We start from the raw sequence: 15,138 nt of genomic DNA on the forward strand, positions 1-15,138 counted from the left end.
GCTGTCGCGGTGAGGTGGTCCGTCCGGGACCTCAAAGACCGGGTTTGATTGCCCGGGTCAGCACGCCGCCCGGACCATAGAGCGCGCAGCCGCAGTTGCCGTCGAAGATGCCGGCCCTGCTGAGGACCAGCCGCTCGCGAAGGTCCGCCAGTCCGATGCCTTTCATCGTGCTGATGGCGAAGGCCTCTTCATGCGAGAAGGTGACGCCGAACTTGGCACCGAGCGTTTCGGGCGAAGAGAAGAACTGCTCGCGCTTGGCGGTATTGTCTTCGATAGCCTTGAAGAGCTTGTCGATCCGCTGAGCACGATCGAGCACGAAGTCCTTGTGGCTGATTTCCGTAGTGGAATCCGGCATGTCTCTCATCCTTTTCCTGGGTTAGTGGGTGGCGGCAGCATCGGGGAGGCCTGCCGCGGGCACGCTGAGCCGTTCGGCCCAGTTCTTCAGGTTCCCGGCATCGCGCAATTCCAGGCAGCCTTTCGAGCCGGCGGTGAAGCGTGTCAGGGGACATGCCAATCCGCCGCAGGGAACGCGCAGGTAACAGGAAGCGCAGCCGCTATCGGTTGCCGTGTTGGAGCCGGTCCAGAGCCGGTTCAGCCCCTCATCGACAACCAGGTTGCCTGCGCCGTCGATGTGACCGACCTTGTTCTTCGGATTGTCGAAAACGACGGTGCATTTGTAGAGGTTGAGGTCCGCGCCGACGATGAACCAGTTCTTCTTGCCGGCGTAACAGGCATTGCCGAGAATGCCAGGCACATCGTCATAACCGACAGTGGAAAGGCCGCGGCGCGAAAGCTCCGCATTCAGCACATATTTGTCGAGGCCGGTTTGCAGACCGGAAAGACAGCCTTCTTTCGAGGATTCCGTCAGCGTCTGGCGATCGGATTGCCAGATATAGTGGACGTCGATGATGAAGCGCGGATCGTGTCGGACGAAGTCGAGTTCATCGGCATCGAACAGGGCCAATACCCGCTCGCTATCCTCGAAATGGACATTGCAACGCAGGGCTACGGTGAAATCATGGGATGTCGCCGCCATGGCCTTCAGATTTTCGACGATACCGTCGAACGTTCCCTTGCCCTTCACCGTCACACGCTGCCGGTCGTGCAATTCGCGATCACCGTCCAGCGTCACCTGGAAAAAGACCAGCCCTACGCCGATGAGTTCGTCGAACAGAGACGGGGTAAGGAGCGATGCGTTCGTCGACATGCTGGCGCCGAAGAAGATACCCTTGCGCCTGCACTCCTGCAGCGCTTCTTGGCACAGCCGCAGGATGATGTCGCTGCACAGCAGTGGCTCGCCGCCGAAGAAACCGAGCGAAAAGCTGCGCGCCTTTTGGATGCGGCTATGTATCGCCGCCGAAAGCGCCTCGACCCTTTCCGGCCGCATGCGGCCTTTGGCGAAGGATTCATAACAGTAGGTGCAGCGGAAATTGCATTTCTCCGTCGGCATGATGATCAGCCCGGAGCTTTCTTCGGCCGCCTCGCGCACGGCTTCGCGGATCATCCGCTCCCGGTTCTCGAACTCGTCGTCCGGGATGAGAAAGCCGCCGTTGACCAGGGTCGTTTGCAGCGCGTCAGGCAAGTCATCGTCGAGAGCGAAAGGAAATGTTAGGCCGCTGAAGCTTGAGACTGCGTCGCCTTCCTCACGGCCGAAGATCAGCTTTGCGCCGGTGGCGAAATTGACGGCCACGGCGTTGCCGTCACTCCGCTTGATGAATTTGGCGTCCGGCGACCAGCGATATTCCTGCGAATTTGAGACACTCATGATCCTCTCCTGTTGTCCGGTTCCTCGTCCGAACTCCGGCATCACATGTTCTCTTCTGTTGGAGGCACTATCCCGCAGGCCCGTCATCGGGCCGCCATTCGCGCGTGAAAATTCCGTGAAAAGAAGCAAAAGCTAAAAAAATAGCCCCTAAAAAGGGGCTCGTAGTTCCTTGAAATGCCGCCTTCAGGGCTCAGGTCGCCAAGGCGGCCTGGACGGCGGCTCGGGCGTCGGGCAAGCCCGAGCCGAAGAAATAGGATATATCGAGCGCGTCCTCGTTGTCGGCATTCATGCAGTCGGCTGTCAGTTTCCTCGTTCCCGGAGCGACCGTTACGTCCTGTCGCGATGCAGCCTTGAGAATGGACTTGACCTGCGGACCCGAAAGGCGGGCGCCGGCATGGTGGCGGCTCTTGTGTGCCCGCTGAATCAGGGCACAGATCCCCGCCACCTGTGCCGAGGCCCCCGACGTACCGCCGAATTTGGTGTAGTAGCCGCCACCAACGCCTGGATTGGCGCCAAACGGCACGATGGCTGACCACGGATCGGCACCGCGGTCATAACCGAATATCCCGGACAGGTCCGTCGTCAACAGCGAGAAATGCGAATAGTAATATTCCGGCGCTTGAAACACGCCGTAGTCGTGTTGCGCGGCAAAGGGGGAAAGCCGGTCGATGCGCAGCTGATGCCGATTGAAAACCTCTCCGTCGTCGGATGGTGAAACCACCGTGAGGCCTTCGCCATAGTTGCTGTAGCCCGAACGGAAACCTTCCACGGTCACGGCCCCGACAGAAATAATGCCGTTGTTGTCGGTCGCCAGGCTGGCAGGATAGATCAACTGGCTCTCGCCGCTGTTTCCCGCCGCGCATACGATCGGGATATGCCGACTGATCCCGAGGATAAGCTGTTTCAGGATGTGCCATAGCCTGTCCGGGTTGGAGCCCTTCTGCGCTGCTTTCGGCTCCAGTTCCGGGCCGCCCTGTTCGGCAAACGCAATGCGGGCGAAAAGATCGGCCGCATCCTGATGTTTCCAGCACTCCAGATCCGCCTTCAATTCATTTTTAGGCGGCACGATACCCCGCTTGGGGTCCGGCAGGCCGCGCGGCAATACGATCACATCGGCCTTCTGGTGGTAGGCGTAAAGAAACGCGGCCAAGAATTGTCGGGCGTCGTCCTCGAAGGACGTCCTGATCGAAATCAGCCTGGAGAAGGGGTCTACGCCGAAATAGGGGATGACGTTGCGGTTGTCGCTCGGTTCCGGTTCGTCGCCATTTCCATAAAAGGCGCCCTCCGGCGGCAGGGACGGCTCGCTGTTCTCAACCGTGACGGCAGGTTCCCCAACGATCAGGCCCGCGCAACAAGTGCCATGGGAGGCAAAAAGCGACTCCGGATTGTAAAGCCGCCGAACCACGCCTTGCGATGCGGCATATTCGGTGACGATGTCGTTGAGATAGTCCCGATCATCATTTGAAAGGCCGAGATTGCCAAGGGGTGCGATATCGAGACCGGCGAAAAAGGCGCGCCTTTCCTCGCGGTCGAAGGACGTCGCCGTATCCAAATCCTCCTCCGTCCGTGCTCCGTAACGGTGGGTCGTCAAATCGATCGATGCCTCGCGATCGAGCCGGCTTGCCAGATTGGGATGATCCCTGGTCACCCCGACGTCAATCAGCGCAACTCGCGCAGGATGGAGCGGGCCGGCGGCCGCAATCGTGTCCCAGACGGTATCGCCGATTGCCGGATCGGGAACTCCACGCGCGGCGCTCTCGCCGAGAGACGGCGGACCAACCGGAGCGGGACCGTAATCAGCATCGATAATGCCGAGAGCAGTCAGGTGCCACAGATAGTAATAGTTGATTGGCACAGTTTGCGGCGCTTCCATTTCGACAGGCATGTGAATAACCCCTTTTTGAACGGGAACGAACGAACTCAGATCCACTCGTCGTGAACGGCCTGGAAGAGCGGGCCGAAGGCATCGTGAAGATAGGGAGCGAAACGCCGCGCCAGATCCCGGCCAGCCTGCGTGTCGCTTGGATAGTGCAGCCCGGCCCACTCGCGGTTTTCGGCGACATTCTGCGCTATCCGGGCAAGTTCATCCGTCGCCGGATGTTCGGGCAGGATCGTCGAAAATGCGAAGACGATCGAGAAGCATTGAAAGGCGTGGTTGCTGGGATAGGCCTCATGGGCCGGAACAGCCAGAAGTGGTCTCAGAAGCGGTTCGAACTGGTTCGGCCGGAGCCTGTTGAACTGGCTCTTATAGATCAACCCGACATATTCGCAGGCAGTCAGGATTGCCTGGAACAACCTCTCGGTTTGTTCGAAACCGCCGATGTCCTCGATATGCAGGGCGCGCGTAAACTCCGAGACCGAGATCGTTGCCTCGCTTTGAATATCGGGCAGCCGCCTCGCCCGCTCGCGGTCACGACGCTGCATCGAGAGGAGGACCGTCGTTTCCAGCCGGGTATAATCCGGGCCGGGCGGCGGAAGAATGTCCAGCATTTCCCATGTAAAGCGCCGGGCGGCGGTGAAAGCATTGCGGGATGGTTGCTGGTGCAGCCGGCGCAATTCGAAAGCGGGGATAAGCTGCGATACACCGAGATTTCCTCCGTCCATTGCCGCCTTGTTCTTGTTTTTATTCTTGTTCTTGTTCAGAGCCGCTTTGTTGAAGACGGATTTGTTCGCGACGCTCTTGTTCAGAACCGAAGCGGCCGCCATCGTCGCCATCATTGGGCCGGCTGTCGGAAGGGGCTCGACATCCGGTGCCAGTTCAGGTGCCGGGGTCGGGGACGCCTCGGGTGGAGGTGGTGGAGCGTCCGTAAACGCCTGTAGATCCCCGCCATCCTTCGGCTCGCATGGCAAGACAGCGTCCGGCTCAACCTTGAACTTATATGCTTCGAGAAAGGTAACGATCTTTGATTGCGCACCTAAATCCGCGTCCATTACAACCTCCTGAAATGAAGCCCTGAAGAATCGTGCCGGTGTCAGCGCAGTCTTGCGCCTGCTTTGCGCAGGCCGTCGATCAAGAGTTGGCCGCCGCCCGTCTTGAGCAGCGGATACCCGCTGCCGCGAAACGCATTTATGGAAAAGCCCCCCTCGACGACATCGAGACGCTCCAGATAGCGCCGGGCGCCGGCGAGATCACCCGCATGGGCATGGCTGGAGGCAAGATAGCGCAGCAGGCTGTTGAAGTTCGGCCGCGCCCGAAGCGCCTCCTCGCCGGCAGCAATGGCTGCGGCGTGATCGCCGCCGAGCGCTGCGGCGATACATTTCGTCGTGTCGAAATAGTATCTATGCGGACTATAGACGCCGAGTTCCTGAACCCATCGCGACATGGCTACGGCCTTGCCGGGCTGTCCCGCATAGCAATGTAACATGGCATAGAGATCCCAGCCGAGCGGCAATGCCGGATTGAGACGGATGGATTTTTCGAACAGGCCGGCAGCATAGTCGTATTCGCAGAACAGGAACGAATGGACATGCCCGACCAGCGCGAGCGAAACCGAGTTCTGCGGATCGAGTTCGAGCGCCTTGCGTGCATATGCCTGGGCCTCTTCGAGCAGGTGGGCGTTCAGAACGTTGAAGCGCTGGCCGACCTGGAAGGTCCTGATGAACGAAAGCCAGGCGAAGGTCGAGGAACGCGGCCGGTACTGGAGCTGTTCCTCAAGCAGCCGCTCCGCATTTTCGAGATCGCCATGCGACAAACGGAAGATCGCATTGACCGCGTCGATGAACAGGCCGTCTCGCGCCAGCCGCCCGTCGCTTGCCTGGGTTTCCTGAAAATAAGCCAACTGATCGATGGCCTGGCTGATCAACGCAACCGTCGTTCCGAATTCGGCCCGTTCGAGTTGCGAACGGCCGATCATCTGGCTGCCCAGCCAATGAATCCGGTTGTCGATCAGATGCTTGATCGCAAGTTCGATCAGCACCATCCCGCGGTCGAACGTCAATCGCAACTGAAGACATACTGGAAGGCTAACCTTCTGCCCTGTCTCACCCGAATGCGGGGAATCAAAGGAAAGATCCGTCACGCCGATTGCCAATCCGTCGAGGATAGCTTTGGCGATCAGATTCTGAAACTGCAATGCTACGATCTGTCCGCCTTCTCCGGCGCCGATGACGATCGGGGACTGAAGAGTGATCACCCATTGCCAATCACCGCTGGGCGGCGGGCCGGAATGGTCACTACCTGCGGCATCGATAGGGGTGCCCGGCTTGCGTTGGTCCGGCGCCCCCGTCGACGGCAGCAGCGCGGATTGCTTCCCGATATCGCGGCTGGGCTGTTGTCGTGGTTCGAAAACATCATCGATGCGCCCTTCCTCAACCCGCCGATACCAGTTCTGTCTTTCCAGCGTCAGCCAGTCCTCGAACTCCGGGTCGCGGATGTCGATCCCCTCAAGCAGCTCGTCGGTGATCTGATCCGCGGGGCGCTCCGTCCGAACCATGCGGTCGGTATCGAGCACAATCCGGTCCATGTCCAGCCAAACCGTATTCTTGTCTGCAATCAGAAGGTTGCGTGCAGACCCCAACGCCTTATGGATGTCCAGAAGAGCCTGGCGCAGGCTGGCCGCCGCCTGGTCGTCCGAGCGGTCGCTCCACAATTTGTCCCTGAGCCAGACCCGCGAGCGCGAGCCGCGAGCCGAGAGGGCAAGCATGGCCAGAAGCGCCTGAGCTTTCTGTGATTTCGGCGTGACCGATCTGCCATTGGCGTCCACAAGGGCAAAAGGCCCGAGCAGAAACATCCGGAACATGGCATGATTTTCATCCATGCGATCCATCGGCCCCACCCCCGTCGTGCCCGATGCGCTCGTCTGGTAGCCCCAAGGCCTACCCTCCAGAGGCCAGTCTGCCACAAATGCAGCGCGAGGCAAGCGAGCAGCTAACGCAACCGAGCTTCCACGGCGCATATCGATGTTTTGGCGATCAACGAATTGAAGCATGGACCAATCATTCCCCTCGGTATCCCTGGGGGCTGGCACTATCAGGCTACTGTCAATGCTGCGTCAAAGTAACGTTATTGCGTCATTCACGTCACCGACGATCATTTGCCTTATTCTCCAGAAAGGCAGCGCATCCCCTTGGTCGACACGGAAAATCCTTTGTCACCGCAGCCCTTCAAAGCGGTAGACCGCGCGATATTTGCCGACCACCTGCGCTGGCAGGTTCTTGAGGTCGATGACGCCACGCACGTCTCACGGTACCGCTCGGTGATATAGCGCCCGATCAGCGACACTTAGGCGGCATTACCTCAGCTGTCGCCGCGCAAAACTTCTGTTCCCTATCTCCTCTATATTTTGATCATTGCATCGCGCCCAAGAACAAGGCAGCGTATTCTTCCCTGGCGCAGCAGCAGACCAAGAGATTTTTGTTTTTCTTCCAATCGTTACCTGTTGCCGGGGATGCAGGGCAAAGGGGCTGACACCATAATGGTGACGCGTGCGCAGCAAATTGGCGTCGTTATCGGCCTGGCCTTCGTCGCAGCATTGACGATCCTGCGGGCAAGCGATCCTCCGTTGCTGAGGCTCGCCCGCGATTTGACATTTGACCAGTATCAGCGCCTGGTGCCCCGGACCTTCAAGAACCAACCTGTCCGGGTCATCGATATAGACGAAGCCTCGCTGCGGGAGTTCGGTCAATGGCCCTGGCCAAGAAACCGGATTGCCGTGCTTGTCGACAGGCTTTCCGATATGGGCGCGGCCGCTATCGCTTTCGATATCCTCTTCGCCGAGCCCGACCGCCTGTCGCCCCGCAATGTCGTTCGCGACGTCACCGGCATTGATCCCTCGCTGCTGGGTAAGCTACCGGATAATGATGAGATTTTTTCCCGATCGCTCTCGGGAAGGCCGGTGGTGCTGGGCTTTGGCCTCTCCAACGAGGGAAGCTATCTGCCATCGGTCAAGGCAGGCTTTGCCTATACTGGCGAAAGTCCCTTCGATGCGCCGCCCGCAATCAAGGCCGCGACGCCGCTGCAACCGCAATTGGAAGCCAATGCCGCGGGCCTCGGTCATATCAGCCTCAATCCGGGTACATCATCGGCAGTGGTGCGCGCGGTTCCGCTTTTTCTCAGCAGCGGCAAGCAGCTTTACCCTAGTCTTGCGCTGGAAGCGCTCCGTGTCGCACAGGGAGCCTCCACCTATGTACTCGACGCGGCGCCGGACACGCCGAACACATTGACCCGGGTCAAGATCGGGAATTTCGTGGTACCGGTCACGGCTTCAGGAGAGCTCTGGCTTTATGTCAGTCCCGACACAAAAGAGCGGTATATTTCGGCAGGCAGGGTACTCGCGACGGAAGGCGTCTCCGCCGATATCAGGGCCGCCATCGAAGGCAGCATCGTTTTCGTCGGAACCTCTGCTTCAGGGCTCCAGGATGTCCGCACAACGGCCCTTGGTGAAAACGTGCCGGGTGTCTCCATCCATGCGCAGATCGTCGAGCAGATCCTTTCAAGTCGCTTCCTGTCCCGGCCGGATTGGGCAGATGGGCTGGAGATCCTGTCCATCGCCGTCCTGGGCAGCCTTCTGGTGATCCTCACCACCTTCGTCAATCCGGCCGTCGCCCTTGCCTGCGGCCTGCTGATCACCTTTTTTGCCCTTGTCGCCTCCTGGGCTGCCTTCCTTTATGGCGGGCTTCTCTTCGACCCGCTGGCACCGATCGTCTCGGGATCGATCACGCATTTCGCCGCAACGGCATTCCGCTTTCTCGTGACCGATCGCGAACGGCGCGATGTCCGTCGGGCCTTCGGCCATTACCTCTCACCATCGCTGCTCCACCGCATCGAGCATACGCGCAATGCCCTACGCCTCGGAGGAGATGAGCGCGAGCTGACCGTCATGTTCGTCGATGTGCGAAATTTCACCCAGATCAGCGAGGAGATGACCCCGAGCGCCGTCGTCGCGTTTCTGAACACGCTACTCGATGCGCTGAGCCACCATGTCATCGCCAATGAAGGCACGCTCGATAAATTCATCGGAGACTCAATCATGGCCTTCTGGAACGCTCCCGTCGATGTCTCCGATCATGCCGGCAAGGCCGTGCAGGCAGCCCTGGGCATGCGAGAAACGCTCGCCCGCCTCAACAACAGCGATGCGTTCGGCTTCGGGGACGCGCGGCGGGTCGGGATAGGGATTGGCATCCATACGGGGCTTGCATGCGTCGGCAATATGGGTGCCGAGACACGCTTCAATTATACCGCAGTCGGCGATGCCGTGAACATCGCCGCGCGTATCGAATCTGCCTGCAAGGACATTAATTTCGACATTCTGGTATCCGAACCGACAGCAAGCTTGCTGCCCGATTGCGCTCTACTGGAGGCGGGAGCGCTGACGCTAAAGGGTAAAAGTATGCGAACCAAACTCTTTGCGGTCGTCGGTGATGCACGCCTGGCGAAATCCGCTGATTTCGTCGAGCTTCAAGCCATGCACGGGCGGCTTGTCGCTGCCCTGCGAACACGGTCAGCGAGCAGCCGCAAACTTGTCGCCGCCGCAAAACTCAAGGCACAGATCGCCACGACAGGACTGTTGCATGAGTTTTACAGCCAGATTTCGCGCCGAGCCGGACACTTCGTCGACGAGCCTGCAGACAAAGCGGCCGACATCTAGTTGATTTCGCCACCGTCGCCGTAACTCCTCCTGTGTTACCGATGGTGATGTCCGCCTCCGTGATCGCCTTGATCATTATGATCGCCATCATTGTCTTGGTCACCCCGGTGATGATCGCCCCAGCCGTGATCGCCTCTGCCATGGCGGTCATGACGACCATGATGCTTGCCCTCGTCACCATCGTGCTTGTCCGGCTTACCGGGCTTGTCAGGCGTGCTTGGCGGATTTGGGACATTCGGTGTGCTGGGAGTTTCTGGCGGACTAGGCGCAGCGGGCGTCTCGGCGTGCGGCGATTGCGGCGTGCTGGGTACGCTAGGCGTATCGTGCTGTGTCGGAGCAGGATTGTTTGCCGGAGCGCTGCGCGGCGATATCCCGTTGGGCCGGTCTTTCATCGCCATCGACAGACCGCAGCCGCCGCCACCGACAAAACCCATTCGCCCTGAAAGTTGCTGATCCCCGGACAGAAACGGCAGAGCCCGCTGGTTGCCGAGCGTCTTGAGAACGCCGCGGTTGACCCGGCGAGGATCGCTGATCTGACCATTGCGCTTAGCAACAACGCAGTCGCATTGCTGTTTCAACTGCCTGCAGCCACCCGCGCCGCAAAACTGCGCGGCGCCATTCAAAAGAACGACCGCCGTCGTACCGTTCGCCCCGACATAAAAATCAAATGCCGTCCCACGCACGCCGATCGTTCCGGCGGGCGTCACGATTTGATACGCAGAAGAGTTTGAATTCCCGCTCACCCAGCGAAAAGTGCCCTTTGCGGCCCTGATGGTGAGCTTTTTAACCGAGCCCGAGTCATCGAAAACGAATTTGTCGATGACAACAGACGAGCCGGCTCCAACAGCCAATTTCGTACCGTCTCGAAATGTGAACTGTCCAAGGCCCGAAAGGGAGGTGCGGATTTGCTCGTCCCGATGGACGGGATCATCGACTGCCAGCGGACCACCTGCGCCGGTAACTTCGGTTTTAATCAGCACCGCCTGGCCGACCTTCTCGGCGGCTTTCGGAGACAACGGTGCGAGCAGCGTGGCGCTCAACACAACAGTCACGGCGTGACGGAGATTTAACATCTCACCCCCCAAAGCTTGTTTATATTTTATCATAGGATATTCTTGAATACAAATCGCAATTTATGGGTATAAACCGCGTAGATTTTGTTATTTTTGAATTAGATTTCGCCGAAACGTGGGTAAATTCCGCCAAAATTACTCTTCATAAATCTCAATTTTGAAAATTATACAATAATTACAATGATATGCACTACAATTGATCCGAAGAAATACTACTGAAATGGATGATATCCACCGAAGGTTGCCGAGGTGGATCGTCACCGACAAGTTTGGCTCTTATGTTCGCGCGCGCCTTCAACGAAGGACCAGCCCTTCAGCATATACAATCACCCGTTCGGCGCGCTTTTCCCGGCTCTGGTCGAAAGGCCAACGGGCGTCGCCTCGCGTCATAAGCATATGATTGCTATTGGCGCGATGCTGCTATAATAACTTGAGTTTAATTTGAAGGATTAGTACGCGGAAGCGACGCCGGAAGCTGCAAATGACGTTTCAGCCAAGAATGCAAAACAAGATCGGGGGCTTTTCCGTGGTAGGCGGCATGCATCGCCGTCAGTGGAACGGCATGGTTGCGGACATCTGGAACGTCAATTGTGCAGCACAGGCCGGTGGATACTATGTCGCAAGGGACCCGCGGCTGTTCATTCTGCTGGAGCAGCGCGGCTCGGGCACGACCAATGTCCGCCCGTCGCCACGCGCGCAGAGTCAGCTACAGAATTACGAGAACGGACGCATCTCCTACATCCCCGCCGGCATGGAACTCTGGGTCGACATGGCAGGCGTCGAGTTCGTGCGCCATCTTGATGTCCATTTCAATGCCGAGATCATCAGCCAGCGCCTGATGGAAAATATCGACCAGGCACGGCTCGACCGTCCGCAGCTGCATTTCAACGACCAGCGCGTGATGGCGCTCGCCGAGCTGATCGCCGCCGAGTGCGAAAACCCCGAGCCGCTGCACGATCTCTACGGCGACGGCCTGACCCTTTCGCTGCTGATCGATGTGTTGCAATTGCGCGGCACCCAACCGCGCAAGCGCAGCGGTCTTGCCACCTGGCAGCTGCGCCGCGCGGTCGACTATATCGAAGAACATTGCGCGCGGGCCATACGGCTGGAAGAGCTGGCTGAATTGACCGGCCTTTCGCAATCGCATTTCAGCCATGCCTTCAAGGCATCGACCGGTCTGCCGCCGCACCAATGGCAGACACAAGCCAGGCTCGAAAGGGCCAAGCATCTGCTCCTGAACAGCGAGATGCCGCTGACGACCGTTGCCGTCGAAACCGGCTTTGCCGATCAGGCGCATTTTACGCGCGTCTTCCGCAAGAATGTCGGCGCCGCCCCGGCGAGCTGGAAACGCAGCAAGCTTGCCTGAAAACCACAGCCCACGAGCAATTGTATCTTTCGCAGAGAATTGCCCAAAAACATTCAATTTCCCCCGTGACAGACAAGCCGCATTTGTAAATATGAGTTAACTACTCATCTTATTGAGGGATCGGCTGCAGCGGCCGAACGGCGCAAGAATTCGGGGCAAATGACGAAAATGCAGGGATTGAAGCAGGACGTATCGCGAGCGCGGCTCATGGCGACGGGCGTAGCCATGATCGCGCTGCTGTCGGGCTCGCAGCTCATGGCCCAAGAGGCCGCCACTGAACTGCAGCCGCTGGTTATTCAGGGTTCGCAGAAGAGCGAAGACAGCGGCACGGCCCCGGTCGAGGGCTACGTCGCCAAGAAAACGACCGCCGGTTCGAAATCCGATACGCCGATCACCGAGGTACCGCAGTCGGTCTCCGTCATTGGACGGCAGGAAATGCAGGATCGCGGCATCACCAATAAGGTCGACGAAGTGCTGCGCTATACACCCGGCGTCACCACCCAGCCGTTCGGCAACGACGGCGACACCGACTGGTTCTATATCCGCGGCTTCGATGCGACGCAGAGCGGCGTCTTCATGAATGGCCTGACGCTCTACAGCTACGGCTTCGGTGGTTTCCAGATCGATCCGTTCATGCTCGAGCGCGTCGAGGTGCTGAAAGGTCCCTCCTCCGTACTCTACGGCGGCTCCAACCCCGGCGGTCTCGTCAACATGGTGCGCAAGGAGCCGACCGACGATCCCTATTACTATACCGAGATCGGCATCAACACTCTCGGCAACGCCTTCGTCGGCTTCGATTTCTCCGACAAGCTTTCGGCCGACGGCGTCTATCGCTACCGGCTGACCGGCAAGATCGCCGGCGGCGACACCTATAGCGACGGCACCCATGATCTGCGCGGCTTCATCATGCCGCAGGTCACCATCTCGCCGGATGATTCCACCAAGCTCACCGTTTTCGGCATGCTGAGCGGCCTCGATGAAATCCACAGCGGCAACGGCTTCTTCCCCTATGTCGGTACCGTCGTCGATGCTCCGTTCGGCAAGATCAAACGCGACGCCTTCTATGGCGAGCGCAGTATCGACAATCTGAAATATGCCCAGCAGATGGTCGGCTACGAATTCTCGCATGATTTCGACGGCGGCTGGACCGTGTCGCAGAATGCGCGGTACGGCCATCTCTACAAGCGGGAGGAAGGCCCGTATCTGAACGGCTATGTCGACGGCAATCCCCTCGATCCGTCTTACAACGATCCCGACTACATGCTGAGCCGCATCGGATTCTTCGAACGCTCGAAGGTCGATACCTTCTCGGTCGATACCCGCGCGGAAAACAAGTTCGACACTGGTCCCTTCAGCCATGACTTCCTGATCGGCACAGACTATTCGATCTATAGGCTCGACCAGATCCAGGCCTGCTGCGGCTCCAACCCGATCAGCGCCACCAATCCGGTCTACGGCACGACGCAGGGCACGAACTTCGTCTATCTCAACCAGGTGCTGACGCAGCAGCAGCTCGGCATCTATACGCAGGACCAGATCCGCTTCGGCGGCGGCTGGCTGGTCACGCTCAACGGTCGCTACGACTTCGTCGACACCAATTCCGATGCAAAGGTCGGCACTACCTACAGCTCGAACGAAAATGCGCCGAGCGGCCGTGCCGGTCTCGCCTATGAGTTCGCCAACGGCATCACGCCCTATGTCAGCGCCGGCACCTTCTTCCGGCCGCTGGTCGGCACCAGCGTCACCGGCGGCGGGCTGCTTCCGGAAAAGGGTGAGCAATATGAAGCTGGCATCAAGTACGAGCCCGACTTCATCGACGGCCTGTTCACGGCGTCCATCTTCCAGATCGACCGCAAGAACATGGCGCTGACCGATCCGGTCACCTTCCTGCAGCGGCAGGTCGGCGAGGTCCGCTCGCGCGGCATCGAATTCGAAGGCAAGGTCAATCTCGACGACAATTGGAAGCTGCTGGGCTCCTATTCCTATACCGACCTCGAAGTCACCAAGGACCTGGACTCCTCCATCGTCGGCAATTCGCCCTATCTGGTGCCGAATTCCACCGCCTCCCTGTGGCTCGATTACGCCTTCACCAGCGACGCGCTGGACGGCCTCAGCATCGGTGCTGGCGTACGCTACCAGGGCAAGTCCTGGGCGGATGAGGCCAATACGCTGCGCGTGCCGTCGGCAACGCTTTTTGATGCGGGCATCCGCTACGAGAAGAAGGGCTGGGGTGCTGCACTCAACGTCTCGAACCTGTTCGACAAGGAATATGTCTCGGGTTGCGCCGGCGAGAATGTCTGCGGCTATGGCGAAGCCCGAACGATCACCTTCAAGCTCAGCAAGAAGTGGTAAGTTGAGAATAAAAGTATACTTTATTTCTCGATCGTGGCAAAGAGCCGGGGATTGCCGCAAGGCAATCCCCGAACTCGTTTGAAACCAGAGGCGATGCCAGCATGACGGCAAGAAGCGCTCACAGGCTGTCGCGTCGGCAGCTGCTGGCCATGGCGGGCGCCGGCGTACTTGCCGGTTTGACGCCGGCGCGCGCCGCGACGGGCCTGCGCGTGGCAACGCTCGATTGGGCCATTCTGGAAACCCTGCTGACGCTCGGCGCCAATGTCGTCGCCGGCACCGAACTGCTGCAGTTCCGGGACGTCGCCGTCACCCCTTCCATTCCCACCGGGGTTGCCGACCTCGGTTTGCGCGGCACGCCGAACTTCGAAGTCCTGTATGCCGCCAAGCCGGACCTGATCTTCAATTCCAATTTCTATGCCTGGGCCGACGATCGCCTGCGCCTGACCGCGCCGGTCGAGAGCCACGCCATCTATCAGCCGGGGGCCAGCCCCTACCAGCGTTCCGAAGAGATGACGCTTGCGATTGCCGAGCGGTTGGGGCTTCCGACCGGCCGCGCGCTCGTCGGGGCCATGCGGGCAAAGCTGGAGACCTATCGCATCGGTTTCAGCAAGGGCGATCATCGCCCCATCCTGCCGATCAATCTGGGCGACGCCCGGCACTTCCGTGTTTTCGGCTCCGACAGCATGTTCGGGGAGATCCTGGCCCGCACTGGCCTTGCCAACGCCTGGCCGGACCTCACGAGCTATTCGGCGACCGCGCCCGTCGGCATCGAGCGGCTGGCCGCCATGCCGGATGCATGGATCGTGCTCGTCCCGCCGCATCCGGCCGAAGCCCTTGTCGAACTCCAGCAAAGCGCGTTCTGGAAGGCGCTGCCGCCGGTTCGGCAAGATCGCGTGCTCCTCATCGGCTCGGTCAATCCCTATGGCGCGCTGCCGACAGCGGAGCGTTTCGCCGATCTGCTTGCGGGAGGGCTCACTCGTGCATGGAATGGTTGAT

General features: G+C 59.5%; 10 protein-coding genes. 4 read left to right on the top strand and 6 right to left on the bottom strand.

The features are described from left to right. Nucleotides 1-31: 31 nt before the first annotated feature. The 5 genes from FHX11_RS18990 to FHX11_RS19010 all read right to left on the bottom strand — a co-directional run bounded on the left by FHX11_RS18990 (nt 32) and on the right by FHX11_RS19010 (nt 6,693). Nucleotides 32-355, bottom strand: a complete 324-nt coding sequence (locus tag FHX11_RS18990; protein WP_184359354.1) for a hypothetical protein — start codon at nt 353-355, stop codon at nt 32-34. A gap of 21 nt (nt 356-376) precedes the next feature. Continuing rightward, nucleotides 377-1,765, bottom strand: coding sequence for a radical SAM protein (locus FHX11_RS18995; protein ID WP_184359356.1), 1,389 nt, complete (start codon nt 1,763-1,765; stop codon nt 377-379). Nucleotides 1,766-1,955: 190 nt separating this feature from the next. Then, nucleotides 1,956-3,650, bottom strand: a complete 1,695-nt coding sequence (locus FHX11_RS19000) for a S8 family serine peptidase (RefSeq protein ID WP_184359471.1) — start codon at nt 3,648-3,650, stop codon at nt 1,956-1,958. A gap of 35 nt (nt 3,651-3,685) precedes the next feature. After that, the gene (locus FHX11_RS19005) at nt 3,686-4,471 is read right to left on the bottom strand and encodes a phosphatase PAP2 family protein (RefSeq protein WP_246781078.1); all 786 of its coding nucleotides are present in this window, start codon (nt 4,469-4,471) and stop codon (nt 3,686-3,688) included. A gap of 266 nt (nt 4,472-4,737) precedes the next feature. After that, nucleotides 4,738-6,693 carry an SARP family transcriptional regulator gene (locus tag FHX11_RS19010; protein ID WP_184359359.1) on the bottom strand — a complete coding sequence of 652 codons (1,956 nt, stop codon included), beginning with the start codon at nt 6,691-6,693 and terminating at the stop codon, nt 4,738-4,740. A gap of 459 nt (nt 6,694-7,152) precedes the next feature. On the opposite strand from FHX11_RS19010, the gene FHX11_RS19015 reads away from it, so the two are divergent. After that, nucleotides 7,153-9,351, top strand: a complete 2,199-nt coding sequence (locus FHX11_RS19015; protein ID WP_184359473.1) for an adenylate/guanylate cyclase domain-containing protein — start codon at nt 7,153-7,155, stop codon at nt 9,349-9,351. Between the two features lie 35 nt (nt 9,352-9,386). Here the strand turns inward: FHX11_RS19015 and FHX11_RS19020 are convergent, their stop codons facing one another. Beyond that, nucleotides 9,387-10,424, bottom strand: a complete 1,038-nt coding sequence (locus tag FHX11_RS19020; protein WP_184359475.1) for a FecR domain-containing protein — start codon at nt 10,422-10,424, stop codon at nt 9,387-9,389. 481 nt (nt 10,425-10,905) lie between these two features. Here FHX11_RS19020 and FHX11_RS19025 point away from each other — a divergent pair, with 481 nt between their 5' ends. The 3 genes from FHX11_RS19025 (at nt 10,906) to FHX11_RS19035 (ending at nt 15,137) form a co-directional block, all read left to right on the top strand. After that, entirely contained in the window at nt 10,906-11,790 is an 885-nt protein-coding gene (locus FHX11_RS19025; protein ID WP_184359361.1) for an AraC family transcriptional regulator, read from the top strand. 168 nt (nt 11,791-11,958) lie between these two features. Beyond that, nucleotides 11,959-14,142, top strand: a complete 2,184-nt coding sequence (locus FHX11_RS19030; RefSeq protein WP_184359477.1) for a TonB-dependent siderophore receptor — start codon at nt 11,959-11,961, stop codon at nt 14,140-14,142. A 101-nt stretch (nt 14,143-14,243) separates the two neighbouring features. Beyond that, entirely contained in the window at nt 14,244-15,137 is an 894-nt protein-coding gene (locus FHX11_RS19035; RefSeq protein ID WP_184359363.1) for an ABC transporter substrate-binding protein, read from the top strand. The last annotated feature ends 1 nt before the right edge of the window (nt 15,138 follow it).

Source organism: Rhizobium sp. BK602 (assembly GCF_014195095.1).
Taxonomy (GTDB): Bacteria; Pseudomonadota; Alphaproteobacteria; order Rhizobiales; family Rhizobiaceae; genus Rhizobium.